The organism is Stenotrophomonas sp. (assembly GCF_059505245.1).
Genome location: NZ_JCACKF010000022.1, coordinates 55,524 through 71,073 on the forward strand (window position 1 = coordinate 55,524; position 15,550 = coordinate 71,073).

Annotated in this window: 10 protein-coding genes; 5 read left to right on the top strand and 5 right to left on the bottom strand. The window is 66.5% G+C overall.

From position 1 onward, the window contains the following. Positions 1–362: 362 nt before the first annotated feature. The 5 genes from AC5JLE_RS09750 to AC5JLE_RS09770 all read left to right on the top strand — a co-directional run bounded on the left by AC5JLE_RS09750 (position 363) and on the right by AC5JLE_RS09770 (position 8,648). On the top strand, positions 363–1,748 hold the full coding sequence (locus tag AC5JLE_RS09750) for an NAD-dependent succinate-semialdehyde dehydrogenase (protein WP_049407398.1): 1,386 nt from the start codon (positions 363–365) through the stop codon (positions 1,746–1,748). 62 nt (positions 1,749–1,810) lie between these two features. Next, positions 1,811–3,451, top strand: a complete 1,641-nt coding sequence (locus tag AC5JLE_RS09755) for an acetolactate synthase large subunit (protein ID WP_014647004.1) — start codon at positions 1,811–1,813, stop codon at positions 3,449–3,451. 160 nt (positions 3,452–3,611) lie between these two features. Continuing rightward, on the top strand, positions 3,612–5,123 hold the full coding sequence (gene lysS / locus AC5JLE_RS09760; RefSeq protein ID WP_012480078.1) for a lysine--tRNA ligase: 1,512 nt from the start codon (positions 3,612–3,614) through the stop codon (positions 5,121–5,123). Between the two features lie 205 nt (positions 5,124–5,328). Next, complete coding sequence (gene rpfG, locus AC5JLE_RS09765) at positions 5,329–6,474, top strand: cyclic di-GMP phosphodiesterase response regulator RpfG (RefSeq protein ID WP_032959453.1); 1,146 nt, start codon at positions 5,329–5,331, stop codon at positions 6,472–6,474. Continuing rightward, positions 6,471–8,648, top strand: coding sequence for a response regulator (locus AC5JLE_RS09770; RefSeq protein ID WP_049407400.1), 2,178 nt, complete (start codon positions 6,471–6,473; stop codon positions 8,646–8,648). Before rpfG ends, AC5JLE_RS09770 begins: the two co-directional genes overlap by 4 nt. 70 nt (positions 8,649–8,718) lie before the next feature. Here AC5JLE_RS09770 and AC5JLE_RS09775 read toward each other — a convergent pair whose 3' ends face one another. The 5 genes from AC5JLE_RS09775 to betI all read right to left on the bottom strand — a co-directional run bounded on the left by AC5JLE_RS09775 (position 8,719) and on the right by betI (position 15,546). After that, complete coding sequence (locus tag AC5JLE_RS09775) at positions 8,719–9,591, bottom strand: crotonase/enoyl-CoA hydratase family protein (protein WP_014647007.1); 873 nt, start codon at positions 9,589–9,591, stop codon at positions 8,719–8,721. Positions 9,592–9,752: 161 nt separating this feature from the next. Then, a complete protein-coding gene (locus AC5JLE_RS09780) occupies positions 9,753–11,429 on the bottom strand; it encodes a long-chain fatty acid--CoA ligase (RefSeq protein ID WP_496065256.1) in 1,677 nt (558 codons plus the stop codon). Positions 11,430–11,660: 231 nt separating this feature from the next. After that, entirely contained in the window at positions 11,661–13,343 is a 1,683-nt protein-coding gene (gene betA, locus AC5JLE_RS09785) for a choline dehydrogenase (RefSeq protein WP_014647009.1), read from the bottom strand. 101 nt (positions 13,344–13,444) lie between these two features. Continuing rightward, positions 13,445–14,917 (bottom strand): betaine-aldehyde dehydrogenase, encoded by a 1,473-nt coding sequence (gene betB / locus AC5JLE_RS09790; RefSeq protein ID WP_014647010.1) that lies wholly within the window; start codon positions 14,915–14,917, stop codon positions 13,445–13,447. Positions 14,918–14,955: 38 nt separating this feature from the next. After that, the gene (gene betI, locus AC5JLE_RS09795; RefSeq protein ID WP_014647011.1) at positions 14,956–15,546 is read right to left on the bottom strand and encodes a transcriptional regulator BetI; all 591 of its coding nucleotides are present in this window, start codon (positions 15,544–15,546) and stop codon (positions 14,956–14,958) included. Between the last annotated feature and the right edge of the window lie 4 nt (positions 15,547–15,550).

The following is a 15,550-nucleotide window of genomic DNA, read 5'->3' on the forward strand; positions in this document are numbered from 1 at the left end:
AGCAGTACGCCGTTCCGACAGATCGCGGAAAACTGTCGAAGGCGGGGTGGGTCCGGTTGCGGGAGTGTCCGCGGCATGGATGCCGCGGCCAAGCCCCCAAGGACGGGTTTACGGCGTCTCCCGCAACCGGACCCACCTCGCCATCCCACGGATAGCCCGCTGTTGCTGCTGCTGTTGCTGTTGCCGTTGCTGTCGCTTCGGCCTCTGCGGGTGCAGGGCGCAGCCCTGCCAAGAGCCCCCATTCAGACAGGTAAGTGCAGGTCACAGGATAAGCAGACGCCTTGTTGCCTCCGCCAATCGGGTCCACATTCCTGTGCAGGAGACGGGCCGCCCGCCCGTCGTCGAGACACCAGGAGACCTGCATGTCCGCTGCCCCCACCACCGCCATTTCCCGCGATCCGGCCACCGGCCAGCAGATCGCCAGCCATCCCTTCGCCACGGATGCCGAGCTGGAAGCGATCCTCGATCGCGGTCAGGCCGGTTTCGCCGCCTGGAGCGCCCGCAGCCTGGAACAGCGAGCGCAGGTGTTGCGTGCGATGGCGGGCGTACTGCGCCGTGACCGCGAGACGCTGGCTGCCCTGGCTACCGCCGAGATGGGCAAGGTGCAGGCCGAAGCACTGGCCGAGATCGAGAAGTGTGCCGTGCTGTGCGACTGGTACGCCGACCACGGTGCGCAGTTCCTGCGCGACGAGCCGACCCAGGTGCCCGACGACAAGGCTTACGTGTCCTACCTGCCGCTGGGCGTGGTGCTGGGCATCATGCCGTGGAATTTCCCGTACTGGCAGGTGATGCGCGCGGCGGTACCGATCCTGATGGGCGGCAACGGCTTCCTGCTGAAGCCGGCCGAGAACATCGTCGGCACCGCGCAGCTGCTCGATGCCGCCTGGCGTGATGCCGGGCTGCCGGAAGGCACCTTCATCGCCGCCAACATCAGCCGCGAGGGTACCAGCCGTGCGATCGCCGATGACCGCATCGCTGCCGTCACCCTGACCGGCAGCGTAGCCGCAGGCCGCAGCATCGCCGCCCAGGCCGGGCAGGCGCTGAAGAAGGTGGTGCTGGAACTGGGCGGCTCGGATCCGTTCATCGTGCTGGCCGACGCTGACCTGGATGCGGCCGTCGATGCGGCGGTGACCTCGCGCTTCCAGAACACCGGGCAGGTCTGCATTGCCGGCAAGCGCATCATCGTTGAAGACGCGGTGTACGACCGCTTCGTGGCGCAGTTCTGCCAGAAAGTGCAGGCGCTGACCATCGGTGATGGCCGTGAAGCGGGCAATCGCATTGGTCCGATGGCACGCCAGGACCTGCTGGAACAGTTGGACGCGCAGGTGCGCGCCTCGGTGGACGCAGGCGCGAAGCTGCTCGTCGGCGGCCATCAGCTCGATCGCCCGGGCGCGTTCTACGCGCCCACCGTACTGGCGGACGTAGAGCCGGGCATGCAGGCCTTTGACACGGAAACGTTCGGGCCGGTGGCCTCGATCAGCCGCGCCCGCGATGCCGACCACGCGGTGGAACTGGCCAACCAGAGCGAGTTCGGCCTCAGCGGCAACCTGTGGACCGGTGACCGCGCGCGGGCCATGCAGCTGGCGCGCCGGCTGCAGACCGGCGGTGTGTTCGTCAACGGCTTCTCCGCTTCCGACCCTCGCGTGCCGATCGGCGGTGTGAAGAAGAGCGGCTTCGGCCGCGAGCTCTCGCACTTCGGCATCCGTGAATTCGTCAACGCGCAGACAGTGTGGTTCGACAAGCATTGACGCGCGGCTCTCATCCTTCCTGCAACGATCCACCATCAGTCCAGCACAAAGGACGGCATCCGATGTCCAAGGGTTCAGATCTGCTCGTCGCCGCACTTGAGAACGAAGGCGTCGAGCGCATTTTCGGCATTCCCGGCGAAGAAAACCTCGACGTGGTCGAGTCGCTCCGCCATTCCAGCATCGAACTGGTCATCACCCGCCACGAACAGGCGGCGGTGTTCATGGCGGCCACTTACGGCCGCCTGACCGGCAAGCCGGGCGTATGCCTGGCCACGCTCGGCCCGGGCGCGCTCAACTTCACCACCGGCGCCGCCTATGCGCTGCTGGGTGCGTGGCCGGTGATCATGATCACCGGCCAGAAGGGCATCGTCGCCAGCAAGCAGGCGCGCTTCCAGATCGTCGACATCGTCGGCACGATGAAGCCGCTGACCAAACAGGCGCGGCAGATCGTCTCGGCACGCACCATTCCGACCATCGTCCGCGAGGCGTTCCGTGTCGCCCAGGAAGAGCGCCCGGGCCCGGTGTTGCTGGAGCTGCCCGAAGACATTGCTGCCGATGAGGTCGAGGGCGTGGCGCTGATTCCGCCGCACGCGGTGGACCGTCCCATTGCCAGCCCGGAGGCGCTGGATCGGGCAGCAGAGCTCATCCGCAATGCAAAGCGGCCGCTGCTGATGATCGCTTCGGCGGCCTCGCGGCCGCAGTCCAGCGACGCGCTGTCCGCGTTCGTGCTGCGCGCCGGCATCCCGTTCTTCACCACGCAGATGGGCAAGGGCGCGGTGGCCGGTGGTTCAGGCCTGTACATGGGCACCGCGGCGCTGACCGAGCGCGATTACGTGCACATGGCGATCGACCAGGCCGACGTGATCGTGACCATCGGCCACGAGGTCACCGAGAAGCCGCCATTCGTGATGCGCCCGGGTGGGCCGACGGTGATCCATATCGGGTACTCGCAGGCGGCGGTGGAACAGGTGTATTTCCCGCAGGTGGAGGTGATCGGCGATATCGGTCGTTCGCTGACCCAGCTGGCCGACCGCATCGAGGGCGCGGTGCCGAATGCCGCTGCGCTGCTGCCGCTGCGCGCGACCATCCTCGAACACCTGGCCGACCGGGCCGAAGAGGCCGGGTTCACCCCGCAGCGGCTGGTGCACGACGTGCGCCAGGTGATGCCGCCGGATGGCATCGTGGCGCTGGACAACGGCATGTACAAGATCTGGTTCGCGCGCAACTACCGCACCCAGGTGGCCAACACGCTGCTGCTGGACAACGCGCTGGCGACGATGGGCGCGGGCCTGCCGTCGGCGATCATGGCCTCGATCCTGTATCCGCAGCGGCGGGTGCTGGCGGTGTGCGGCGACGGCGGCTTCATGATGAACAGCCAGGAGCTGGAGACGGCCCGCCGGCTGGGCCTGAACCTGGTGGTGCTGATCCTCAACGACGGTGCCTACGGCATGATCCGCTGGAAGCAGGCCGTGGACGGATTCACCGACTACGGCATGACCTTCAGCAACCCCGATTTCGTGAAGTACGCCGAGGCCTATGGCTGCAAGGGCCACGAGGTGACGGCCATCGAGCAGTTCATCCCGACCCTGGAAGCGGCCTTCAACGAGGGCGGGGTGCACCTGGTGTCGGTGCCGGTGGACTATTCGGAGAACCAGCGGGTGCTGGTGGATGAGTTGCGCCAGGCGTTCCCCGGCAACAGGTAGACATCCAGGGTCCAGGTGGGGTCCCGGTCGGGGTCAGATCCCTTTGCGCAGCAGAGGGATCTGACCCCTCTCCCGGCTGGGGCTGGGCGGTTTTGGTATGCTGGGCAACCGGCTGTGCCGGGCGCTGCATCCCCCCTCACTACACGATTCCCGCAGATCCATGAGCGAAGCTACCGATACCCCCCCCGTCGACGAAAACAAGTTGATCGCCGAGCGCCGTGAGAAACTCAAAGCGCTGCGTGGGCAGGGCATCGCGTACCCGAACGACTTCCGTCGCGAGGACTTCGCCGGCCGCCTGCAGGAAGAATTCGCAGATGCCGAAACCTGGACCGCCGAGGCCCTGGAAGGCAACGGCCGCCAGGTGAAGATGGCGGGCCGCCTGATGGCCAAGCGCATCATGGGCAAGGCCAGCTTCGCGCAGATCCAGGACGAGTCCGGCCGCATCCAGCTGTTCCTGCAGGGCGCGGTGCTGGGCGATGCCTATACCGCCTTCAAGGGCTGGGACGTGGGCGACATCATCGCCGTCGAAGGCGGCCTGACCCGTACCAAGACCGGCGAGCTGTCGGTCAAGGCCGAATCGATCCGCCTGCTGACCAAGTCGCTGCGCCCGCTGCCGGACAAGTGGCATGGCCTGGCCGACGTCGAGCAGCGTTACCGCCAGCGTTACGTCGACCTGATCGTGACCCCGGAGTCGCGCGCGGTGTTCATCAAGCGCTCGAAGATCATCCGCGCCATGCGCGCGTGGCTGGACAACCGCGACTTCCTGGAAGTCGAGACGCCGATGATGCATTACATCCCCGGCGGCGCGGCGGCCAAGCCGTTCACCACCCACCACAATGCGCTGGACCTGGACCTGTACCTGCGCGTGGCGCCGGAGCTGTACCTCAAGCGCCTGACCGTGGGTGGCCTTGAGCGCGTGTACGAGATCAACCGCAACTTCCGCAATGAAGGCGTCAGCACCCGCCACAACCCGGAATTCACCATGATGGAGCTGTACGAGGCCTATGCCACGTACAACGAGATCATGGACCTGACCGAAGGCGTGATCCGTGACGTGGCCAAGGCCGTCAACGGTGGCACCGAGGTCGAATGGGACGGCGCGAAGATCGACCTGGGCCCGGCATTCCGCCGCTGGCGCATGGACGAGGCGGTGCGCCACCACAATCCGGAAATCTCTGCGGCGGACTGCACCGACCGCGACGCGCTGCTGCGCCATTGCGAGCGCTTGAAGATCCGCGTCAAGCCGTCCTACGGCTGGGGCAAGCTGCTGCTGGAGATCTTCGAGGCCACCGTCGAGCACACCCTGATCCAGCCGACCTTCATCACTGACCATCCGGTGGAGGTCTCGCCGCTGGCCCGTGCCAACGACAATGACCCGGGCTACACCGACCGCTTCGAGCTGTTCGTCAACGGCAAGGAGCTGGCCAACGGCTTCTCCGAGCTGAACGATCCGGAAGACCAGGCCCAGCGCTTCCAGGCCCAGGTGGCGGCGAAGGAAGGTGGCGATGACGAGGCCATGCACTACGACGCCGACTACATCCGTGCGCTGGAGTACGGCATGGCACCGACCGGCGGCCTCGGCATCGGCGTGGATCGCCTGGTGATGCTGCTGACCGGCAGCAGCTCGATCCGCGATGTACTGCTGTTCCCGTACATGCGTCCGGAGCAGTAAGTCGCCTTTTTGACTCCCGATTGTGCGCGCCGTCCCGAAACGAGACGGCGCGATTGACGCGTCCCGCACTCGGCGTATCGTAATTGCACTACCTTGACGCCTGTTATGGCTTGATCGGCGCCAGGGGGAGGGCACGGTGTGGGGAGTCCGCTTCACATTGTGATGACGATCATGAATCGGGACGCATGACACGGGAGTCAGGCCGATGCAGGGTGCGAGCGTTCGCAGCGGCAGAGTATCCTCGCCTGCTGATGATCCAGCGTGGTCGAGAAACCAGGCAGAGTACGCGTTGAACATCGTCATCGTTGACGACCAGACTTCGGCCCGGACGATGCTGCGTCACGTCATCGAAGACATCGCGCCGGAACTGAGCGTGTATGACTTCGGAGACCCGCTGACCGCATTGGCCTGGTGCGAAGCCCATCCGGTCGACCTGCTTCTGCTCGATTACCGCATGCCGGAGATGGATGGGCTGGAATTCGCCCGTCGTTTCCGTCGCCTGCCCAAGCACCGTGACATTCCGGTGATCCTGATCACCGTGGTCGGTGACGAGCCGATCCGGCAAGCGGCACTGGAAGCAGGCGTCATCGACTTCCTGGTCAAGCCGATCCGCCCGCGCGAGCTGCGGGCGCGCTGCTACAACCTGCTGCAGCTGCGCCAGCAGACCGAGAACGTGAAGCAGCGGGCGCTGTCGCTGGAGCAGCGCCTGCTGGCCAGCATGCATGAGGTCGAAGAGCGCGAGCGCGAGACGCTGTCGCGGCTGGCACGCGCGATCGAGTTCCGTGATGCCGGCACCAGCGCCTACCTGGAGCGCATGGCGCGCGTGGCCGGACTGATCGCCGAACAGCTCGGGCTGCCCGAAGAGGAGGTGCGCCTGATCGAAATGGCTGCGCCGCTGCATGACATGGGCAAGATCGCCATTCCCGATGCGGTGCTGCTCAAGCAGGGCAAGCTCAACGAGGAAGAGCTGGCGATCATGCGCCGGCACCCGCGGATTGGCCATGAACTGCTGAGCGGCAGCCAGAATCGCTTCATCCAGGTTGGCGCGTTGATCGCACTGCGTCATCATGAGCGCTACGACGGCAGTGGCTATCCCGATGGGCTGGTCGGCGACGCGATTCCGCTGGAAGCGCGCATCGTGGCCGTCGCCGATGTCTTCGACGCCCTGATTTCGCCCCGTCCGTACAAGGAAGCATGGACCATGGAAGCCACCCTGGCTTATCTCTACGCCCAGCGTGGCCGCCTGTTCGATCCCCGATGCGTGGACGCGCTGCTGCGCGGCCGCGAACAGCTCGACCAGATCTGCGCCGAGCATTCGATGGCGTCCGCGCGCCCGGGGCTGGGCGCGTGAAACGCCTGTTGTCGCAGCTGCGGCTGCGCCTGTCCCAGCGCCAGGACAGCGAGCACGGCCAGCAGATCGTCCGCATCGTGCTGATCAGCCTGATCCTGGCCTACGTACTGTTGCCGGCACCGCGCCACGATCTGCCGCACACCCAGTACGTCGGTGTGCTGGCGATCGTGCTGACCGGCCTGAGCCTGTCACTGTTGCTGTTCGGCTGGCTGCTGTGGCGGCCGGCGCGTTCCGATCCCCGCCGCGTGCTGGGCATGCTGGCTGACTACGGCCTCATTGCTGCCGGCATGGTGCAGATGGGTGAGCCGCTGGCCTGGGTCTACATCGTGGTGATGTGGGTGACGGTCGGCAATGGCATGCGCTTTGGCAACCACTATCTGTACGTGGCGGTGGCCATGGCGATGGTGAGCTTCGGTTGCACCGTGATGCTGACGCCTTACTGGCAACAGAATTTCCGCCTGGCCATCGGCCTCTGGCTGGGCCTGGCAGCGGTGCCGCTGTACTTCTCGACATTGCTGCGGCAGTTGACCGAAGCGATGGCCGAGGCGCGCCGCGCCAGCGAGGCCAAGAGCCGGTTCCTGGCCAACATGAGCCATGAGTTCCGCACGCCGTTGAACGGTCTCAACGGCATGACCGAAGTGCTGGCCACCACGCGCCTGGATGACGAGCAGCGCGAGTGCCTCAACACCATCCAGGCGTCGTCGCGCAGCCTGCTGGCACTGGTGGAGGAAGTGCTGGACATCTCGGCCATCGAGGCCGGCAAGCTGCGCGTGGTGGCCGAGGACTTCGCCGTGGCCGACGTGATCCAGGCGATCGGTCTGATCCTGTTGCCACAGGCCAAGGCCAAACGGCTGGATTACCGGGTGAAGGTGGCCGATGGTGTGCCGCCACGCGTGCGCGGCGATGTCGGGCACCTGCGGCAGATCCTGCTGAACCTGGCCGGCAACGCGGTCAAGTTCACCGACCATGGCCGGGTCGAGATACGTGTCGGCGTGGTGCAGGCCGATGCCAGCGGGGCGGTGCGGTTGCGCTTCGACATCCTCGACACCGGCATCGGCGTGCCACCTGCCATGCGTGCACGGCTGTTCGACGCGTTCGAGCAGGCCGATGTCAGCATGGCGCGCCGCCACGAGGGGACGGGGCTGGGCACGACCATCGCCAAGGGCCTGGTCGAGGCGATGGACGGTGACATCGGCTATCTGGAAAACCCGCCGCGCGGCAGCCACTTCTGGGTCGAGCTGCCGTTCGCGCCGCCGCAGCCGCAGGTGCCGGGCGCGGTGCCGAGCCTGAGCGGCGACGAAGACGCGGGCCCGGGCGGCAACGTGATCGCTTTTGCCGATCCGTTCCTGCGCCATCGCGCCCGCGTGCGCAGCATGCAGATCCTGGTGGCCGACGACCACGAGGCCAACCGCATGGTCCTGCAGCGCCTGCTGCAGAAGGCCGGCCATCGCGTGCTGTGCGTGGACGGCGGTGAGGCGGTGCTGGATGCGCTGGCCGACAGCGAGTTCGACGCGGTCATCGTCGATCTGCACATGCCGGGCATGAGCGGGCTGGACATGCTCAAGGAACTGCGGGTGATGCAGGCGGGCGGCGGTCCGCGCACGCCGGTACTGGTACTCAGTGCGGATGTAACGCCCGAGGCGATCCAGCGCTGTACCCAGGCCGGCGCACATGCCTTCCTGGCCAAGCCCGTCGTTGCGGTGCGCCTGCTCGATACGCTGGCCGAGATCGCCAGCAATGCCCAGCTGAAGACCATGGCCGCACCGGTGGTGCGACCGGCGGCGCCGCTGCAGGATGGCGTGCTCGACAGCAGCGTGCTGGACGAACTGGCTTCGCTGGGCATGGGCGAGGGCTTCGAACGTGAGTTCATCCGCCAGTGCCTGGAGGACGTGGCGAGCTGCATGGGCAAGGCCGAGCAGGCCGGCGAGGCCACGCAGTGGGATGTGTTCCGCGAACAATCCCACGCGATCAAGGGCGTGGCCAGCAACCTCGGCCTGATGCGCGCGTCCAACCGTGCCGGCGAGCTGATGCGGATGGCCGACTGGCAGCTCAAGACCGAATGGCGTCCGCGCCTGGGCATCCTGCAGGAGGCGATCAAGGAAGGCCGGCGCGCGCTGGACGCGCGGGCCGAACGCCGCATGCGCGGCGCCGCCGATGATGGTGAAGCGCGCTGAGGCGTGGCGTGGACCCAAAAAAAGCCCGGTGGCCAGCCGGGCTTGAACCCATCCTGGGGGAGGGGAGGAATCAGGCCGCGTCGAGACTGGCGCGACGGGTCTGGGCCTTGATCAGGCGATCCATGGTGCGCAGCGAGCGGTCGCCGAGTGCGAGGGCGGAATCGACCCATACCTTGGTGATCTCCAGCAGTTCGTCGTAGCTGACCGGCTGGGCGATGGCGCGTGCGGCATTCATCGCCAGATAGGACTGCGGCGTGCGCTGCTGCTGGCGGATCAGTTCCTCGACCGCCGCCCGGCCTTCGCCCTTCTTCACCAGCACGTCGACCACGCCCATGGCATGCATCTCCTCGGCACTGTAGACCCGGCCGTCGAGAATGATCTTCTCGGCCAGATGGGGGGACACGCGCCGGCACAGGAAGGAGTACGCACCCATGCCCGGGAACAGGCCGAACAGCACCTCCGGCAGGCCCAGTCCGCTGCCTTCCTCGGCGACAATGGTGTGGCAGGCCAGGGCCATTTCCAGGCCGCCGCCGAGGGCGTCACCCTGGATCAGCGCGATCGAACGGACATCGCCACCGAACCCGGTATGCAGGTGGTGCACGCCCTCCACGCAGCGCTGGGCGTAGTTCAGCAGGAGGTCGCGGTTGCCTTCGCGGATCAGGCGGGTGAACAGGTCCAGGTCGCCGCCCAGGTTGTAGGCGACGGCATCGGAGGCCAGCACGAAATGCCGCAATGTCCCGTTGTGGCGTTCGGCAGGGCTGCGGGTGATGGCCGCCATGTAGCTCCACATTTCGTCGAGCATGTCCTTGCGGCAGCAGGGGCGGATCCCGGTGGCGGCATCGGCGTGCATGAACAGCCAGTGGGCAGCGCCGTCGGCGCTGTCTTCGGTACGGATGGTGGCGAACGGTGAGCCGCTTGAAGGCAGCTTTTCGATGGTACTCATGGAAGGGTCCTCGGCATGCGGCCCGCAGTGTCAGGTGGGTGGCCGGCGGGCCGAACGGTCCACACACGCGGCGATGCTACACCGCCTCAGCGGCGTCGCATGCGAAAGGGCCCGGGACGTTTCCGCCCCGGGCCCTGCACTGTCCAGATTGCCGCAAACCCTTACTGGGCGGACGTATCGCGGAGTTCGCGACGGAGGATCTTGCCGACGTTGGTCTTCGGCAGCTCCTTTCGGAATTCAACGATTTTGGGGTGCTTGTAGCCGGTCAGGTTGGCCCGGGCATGCTCCTTGACCATTTCGGCGGTCAGGTTCGGGTCCTTCTTCACGATGACCACCTTCACCACCTCGCCGGACTTGTCGTCCGGGACGCCGACTGCGGCCACTTCCAGCACGCCCGGCATCATCGCGATCACGTCCTCGACTTCGTTCGGGTACACGTTGAAGCCGGACACCAGGATCATGTCCTTCTTGCGGTCGACGATGTAGAAGAAGCCGTGTTCGTCCATCTTGGCCATGTCGCCGGTATGCAGCCAGCCGTCCGCGTCGATGGCCTTGGCCGTTTCCTCCGGGCGCTGCCAGTAGCCCTTCATCACCTGCGGGCCCTTGATGCAGAGCTCGCCGACCTCGCCCAGCGGCAGGATGGCACTGTTGTCATCCTTGATGCAGGCATCGGTGGAGGGGATCGGCAGGCCGATCGAGCCGTTGTACTCGGTCAGGGTAAGCGGGTTGATGCAGGCTGCCGGCGAGGTCTCGGTCAGGCCATAGGCCTCGACCAGGGTCACGCCGGTGACCTTCTTCCAGCGCTCGGCGACGGCGCGCTGCACCGCCATGCCGCCGCCCAGGGTGACCTTCAGCGAGGAGAAGTCGACCGTGTCGAAACCGGGGGTGTTGAGCAGGCCGTTGAACAGCGTGTTGACGCCGGTGATGGCAGTGAAACGTACCGACTTGAGCTCCTTGACGAAGCCCTTCATGTCGCGCGGGTTGGTGATCAGGTGATTGCAGCCACCGAACTTCATGAAGACCAGGCCGTTCGCGGTCAGCGCGAAGATGTGGTACAGCGGCAGGGCGGTGATGATCCACTCCTTGCCCATCTCGATGCCGGACGCACTGATCCAGGCCGAGGCCTGCTGCATGTTGGCGATCAGGTTGCGGTTGGTCAGCATCGCGCCCTTGGCCACGCCGGTGGTGCCGCCGGTGTACTGCAGGAACGCGATGTCGTCGTGGTCGATCTCGACCTTGGGCAGGCTGTGGCGGCTGCCGAGCTTGAGCGCCTGGCGGAAGCGCACCGCGCCCTTGAGATGGTAGTTGGGCACCATCTTCTTGATGTACTTCAGCACGAAGTTGACGATCACGCCCTTGGCGCCGAGCAGGTCGCCCAGGCCGGTGGTGACCACATGCTTGACCGGCGTATCGGCGATGACCTGCTCGACGGTGTCGCCGAAGTTGTCGACCACCACCAGCGCGGTCACGCCGGCATCGACCAGCTGGTGCTTGAGCTCGCGGGCGGTGTACAGCGGGTTGACGTTGACCACGGTCAGGCCGGCGCGCAGCACGCCGAAGGTGGCCACCGGGTACTGCAGGCAGTTGGGCATCATCAGGGCGACGCGGTCACCCTTCTTGAGCTTGAGCTCACCGAGCAGGTAGGCCGCGAACTGTTCGACCAGCGCGTCGGTCTCGCCGTAGGTGAGGACCTTGCCGAAGCTGGAGTAGGCGGGACGGTCGCGGAATTTCGCGACGGAAGCGTCGAAGACCGAAGCTACCGAATGGAACTCGTTGACGTCGATCTCGGCGGGAACGCCTTTCGGATAGCTCTGCAGCCAGGGACGATCCAGACTCATATTCCCCCTCCAGGAATCGTGATGTATTAGGTCCGGCCCTGAGCGTATCGACAACGGCCGGTCATTGCAGCATACCCCGCCGTAGGGAAAACGCGAAGAGGGTTTCGCGGAGGCTGCAACGGTAGGTGCCGACCTTGGTCGGCACAGGATGGCGAGGGGCGCTGTGAGGCGTGCCCACCAAGGTGGGCACCTACCGATTCGGGGTGTGGGACGGCCGAAGAGCCGGCTGCGTCAACCCTGCTTGCGAACGGGTGCGCCGTTGGCCTTGTAGTACGGCGCGGTGCTACGGGCGAGCGGGGTGCGGCCGCGGATCACGTCGGCCAGCTTCTCGGCCATCATGATGGTCGGCGCGTTGAGGTTGCCGGTCACCACCTGCGGCATGATCGAGGCATCGACGATGCGCAGGCCCTCCAGCCCGTGTACGCGGCCCTGGCCATCGACCACCGCCATCGGATCGTCGGCATGGCCCATCTTGTTCGAGCACGACGGGTGATAGGCAGTCTCGGCGTGCTCGCGCACGAACGCATCGATCTGCGCGTCGGTCTGCAGCGCGCTTCCCGGCGAGATCTCGCGGCCGCTGTACGGGGCCAGCGCCGGCTGCGCGAAGATCTCGCGGGTGATGCGGATCGCCGCACGGAACTCGCGCCAGTCCTGGTCGTGCGACATGTAGTTGAACAGGATGCTCGGATGTTCGCGCGGGTCCTTCGAGCGCACGTGGATGCGGCCGCGGCTGGGTGAGCGCATCGAACCGACGTGCATCTGGAAGCTGTGCGCCTTGATCGGGTTGGAGCCGTTGTAATTGATCGCCACCGGCAGGAAGTGGTACTGCAGGTTCGGCCAGTCGAATTCGGCGTCGCTGCGGATGAAGCCACCGGCCTCGAACTGGTTGCTGGCGCCGATGCCGGTGCCCAGGAACAGCCACTCGGCACCGATCGCCGGCTGGTTGTACAGCTTCAGTGCCGGCGCCAGCGACACCGGCTTCTTGCACTCGTACTGCAGGTACATTTCGAGGTGATCCTGCAGGTTGGCGCCGACGCCCGGCAGGTGGTGCACCAGGTCGATGTCCAGGCTGCGCAGCAGGTCGGCCGGGCCGACGCCCGAGCGCTGCAGGATCTGCGGCGAGGCGATGGCGCCGCCGCACAGCAGCACTTCGCGGCGGGCGGTGGCGCGCTGCGGCTGGTCGCTGTGCAGCCACTGCACGCCCACCGCACGCTTGCCCGAGAACAGGATGCGGTCGGTCAGCGCGTGGGTGACGATGGTCAGGTTCGGGCGCGGCTTGGCCAGGTCCAGGTAGCCGCGGGCGGTGCTGGAACGACGGCCCTTCGGGGTCACCGTGCGGTCCATCGGGCCGAAACCTTCCTGCTGGTAGCCGTTGAGGTCGTCGGTGCGCGGGTAGCCGGCCTGCACGCCGGCTTCGACCATCGCAGCGAACAGCTCGTTGTTGCCGGCCTTGGGCGTGGTAACGCGCAGCGGGCCGTCGCCACCGTGGTAGTCATTGGGGCCGATATCACGGGTTTCGGCCTTGCGGAAGTAGGGCAGGCAGTCCAGGTAGGTCCAGTCTTCCAGGCCCGGCATGCTGGCCCAGTTGTCATAGTCCATCGCGTTGCCGCGGATGTAGCACATGCCGTTGATCAGCGACGAGCCGCCCAGGCCCTTGCCGCGGCCGCAGTCCATGCGGCGGTTGTTCATGAAGGGCTCCGGATCGGTCTTGTACGCCCAGTTGTAGCGCTTGCCCTGCAGTGGGAAGGCCAGTGCCGCCGGCATCTGGGTACGGAAGTCGAGCCGGTAGTCCGGGCCACCGGCTTCCAGCAGCAGCACGCTGACATCGGCATCTTCGGTGAGGCGGGTAGCCAGCACGTTGCCGGCCGAACCGGCGCCGATGATGATGTAGTCGTACTCGTTGTGGGTGCTCATGGGTGTCTCCTGCAGGCCGGGGCGCGCTGCATGCAGGCGTCCCGGCGGGATGTCGGATCGGCGCGGTGGCCGGACGATGGGGCGTGCTGGCGGCGCGCCGGTCAGAACACGCTGGCGTAGTCGCCCAGCTCGACCTGCACCGACTTGATGCGGGTGTAGTGGCCGAGGGTCGAGATGCCGTTCTCGCGGCCGACGCCGGATTCCTTGTAGCCACCGACGGGCATTTCGGCCGGCGATTCGCCCCAGGTGTTGATCCAGCAGATGCCGGCTTCCAGGCGGTGGATGATGCGGTGGGCGCGGCTGACGTCCTTGCTGACCACGCCGGCGGCGAGGCCGAAGGTGGTGTCGTTGGCACGACGCACCACTTCGTCTTCGTCGTCGTAGGCGAGGATGCTCATCACCGGCCCGAAGATCTCTTCCCGGACAATCGTCATGTCATCGCGGCAGTCGGAGAACACGGTCGGCAGCACGTACGCGCCATTGGCCAGCGCGCCTTCGGTGGCACGGCCGCCGCCGGTCAGCAGGCGGGCGCCTTCGGCCTTGCCGCTTTCGATGTAGCGCAGCACGTTTTCCATGTGCGGGAAGCTGGTCAGCGGGCCGAAGTTGGTCTCGGCGGCCATCGGGTCGCCGATGCGGATGCGCTTGACGCGCTCGACAACGGCGGCCTCGAACGCGGCCAGCATGCTGCGCGGCACGAACACGCGGGTGCCGTTGGTGCAGACCTGGCCGGAGCTGAAGAAGTTGGCCATCACCGCGATGTCGGCGGCGCGGTCCAGATCGGCGTCATCGCAGATCACCAGCGGCGACTTGCCGCCCAGCTCCATGGTCACTTCCTTCAGCGACGAGGACGCCGCGCTGGCCATGACCTTCTTGCCGGTGGCGACGCCGCCGGTGAAGGAAATCTTCTCGATCACCGGGTGCTCGGTCAGCCACTGCCCGATCTCGCGGCCCGGGCCCTGCACGACGTTGAACACGCCGGCCGGCACGCCGGCTTCGGTGTAGATCTCGGCCAGCCGGATCGCGGTCAACGGGGTCACTTCGGACGGCTTGAACACCATCGCATTGCCGGCGGCCAGGGCCGGGGCCGACTTCCACATGGCGATCTGGATCGGGTAGTTCCAGGCGCCGATGCCGGCCACCACGCCCAGCGGTTCGCGGCGGGTGTAGAAGAAGCTCGATTCGCGCAGCGGCAGCTGGATGCCTTCGATGGCGGTGGCCAGGCCAGCGTAGTACTCGACCACGTCGGCGCCGGTGACGATGTCCACGGTGGTGGTCTCGGCCAGCGCCTTGCCGGTGTCCAGGGTTTCCAGGTGGGCCAGTTCGTCGTTGCGCTCGCGCAGGAGCTCGACGGCGCGGCGCAGGATGCGCGAGCGCTCCATGGCCGTCATCGCGGCCCACACCTTCTGGCCTTCGGCCGCGCTCTGCACGGCGCGCTCGACGTCGGCCTGGCTGGCAACCTGCACTTCGGCGATCACCTCACCGGTGGCCGGGTTGACGGTCTTGAAGGTCTTGCCGCTGGTGGCATCGACGCGCTGGCCGTGGATGTAGAGCTGTTGGACGGGCAGGGTGGTCATGGGGCGTACTCCTTGGAAGGGGGCGGGTGCTGAAGCGCTTATAGCGCGGCAGCCTGCAACTGGAAGTCGATGTAGCCGTAGGCGATGCGCCGCGACTTGTCGGCGTTGAACTGGCCGCCGACCAGGCTGCCACGCAGCCACAGGCCGTCGATCATCGCGGCCAGGCCACGGGCGGCCAGGCGGGCCTGCGGGTGGGGCAGCAGGCGGTTGAACTGGTGGCACAGGTTGGAGAACAGGCGCTGGTCGTTGGCGCGCTGCAGCCGGGCCAGTTCCGGCTGGTGCATGCTGGCGGCCCAGAACGTGAGCCAGACGCGCATTGCGGTACCGTTGATCTGGCTGTCGTCGAAGTTGCCATCGACGATGGCACGCAACTGCTCGCGGGGGTCATCGCTGGCCTCGGCGCGGTAGCGGGCGACGGCGTCCTTCAGTTCGCGCAGGATCTGCCGCATTGCAGCATTGAGCAGGCCGTCCTTGTCGCCAAAGTAGTGGGCGACGATGCCGCTGGACAGCCCTGCCTTCTTCGCGATGGTGGCGACGGTCGCGTCGGCCATGCCGATCTCGTCGATGGTCTGGAAAGTGGCCCGGATAAGCTGTTCGCGCCTTACCGGTTCCACGCCTTTCTTCGGCATTGTC

Coding starts and splice junctions, on each gene's coding strand:
- AC5JLE_RS09750 (WP_049407398.1), top strand. CDS start 363: ATGTCCGCTGCCCCCACCACCGCCATTTCCCGCGATCCGGCCACCGGC.
- AC5JLE_RS09755 (WP_014647004.1), top strand. CDS start 1,811: ATGTCCAAGGGTTCAGATCTGCTCGTCGCCGCACTTGAGAACGAAGGC.
- lysS (WP_012480078.1), top strand. CDS start 3,612: ATGAGCGAAGCTACCGATACCCCCCCCGTCGACGAAAACAAGTTGATC.
- rpfG (WP_032959453.1), top strand. CDS start 5,329: ATGCAGGGTGCGAGCGTTCGCAGCGGCAGAGTATCCTCGCCTGCTGAT.
- AC5JLE_RS09775 (WP_014647007.1), bottom strand. CDS start 9,591: ATGAGTACCATCGAAAAGCTGCCTTCAAGCGGCTCACCGTTCGCCACC.
- AC5JLE_RS09780 (WP_496065256.1), bottom strand. CDS start 11,429: ATGAGTCTGGATCGTCCCTGGCTGCAGAGCTATCCGAAAGGCGTTCCC.
- betA (WP_014647009.1), bottom strand. CDS start 13,343: ATGAGCACCCACAACGAGTACGACTACATCATCATCGGCGCCGGTTCG.
- betB (WP_014647010.1), bottom strand. CDS start 14,917: ATGACCACCCTGCCCGTCCAACAGCTCTACATCCACGGCCAGCGCGTC.
- betI (WP_014647011.1), bottom strand. CDS start 15,546: ATGCCGAAGAAAGGCGTGGAACCGGTAAGGCGCGAACAGCTTATCCGG.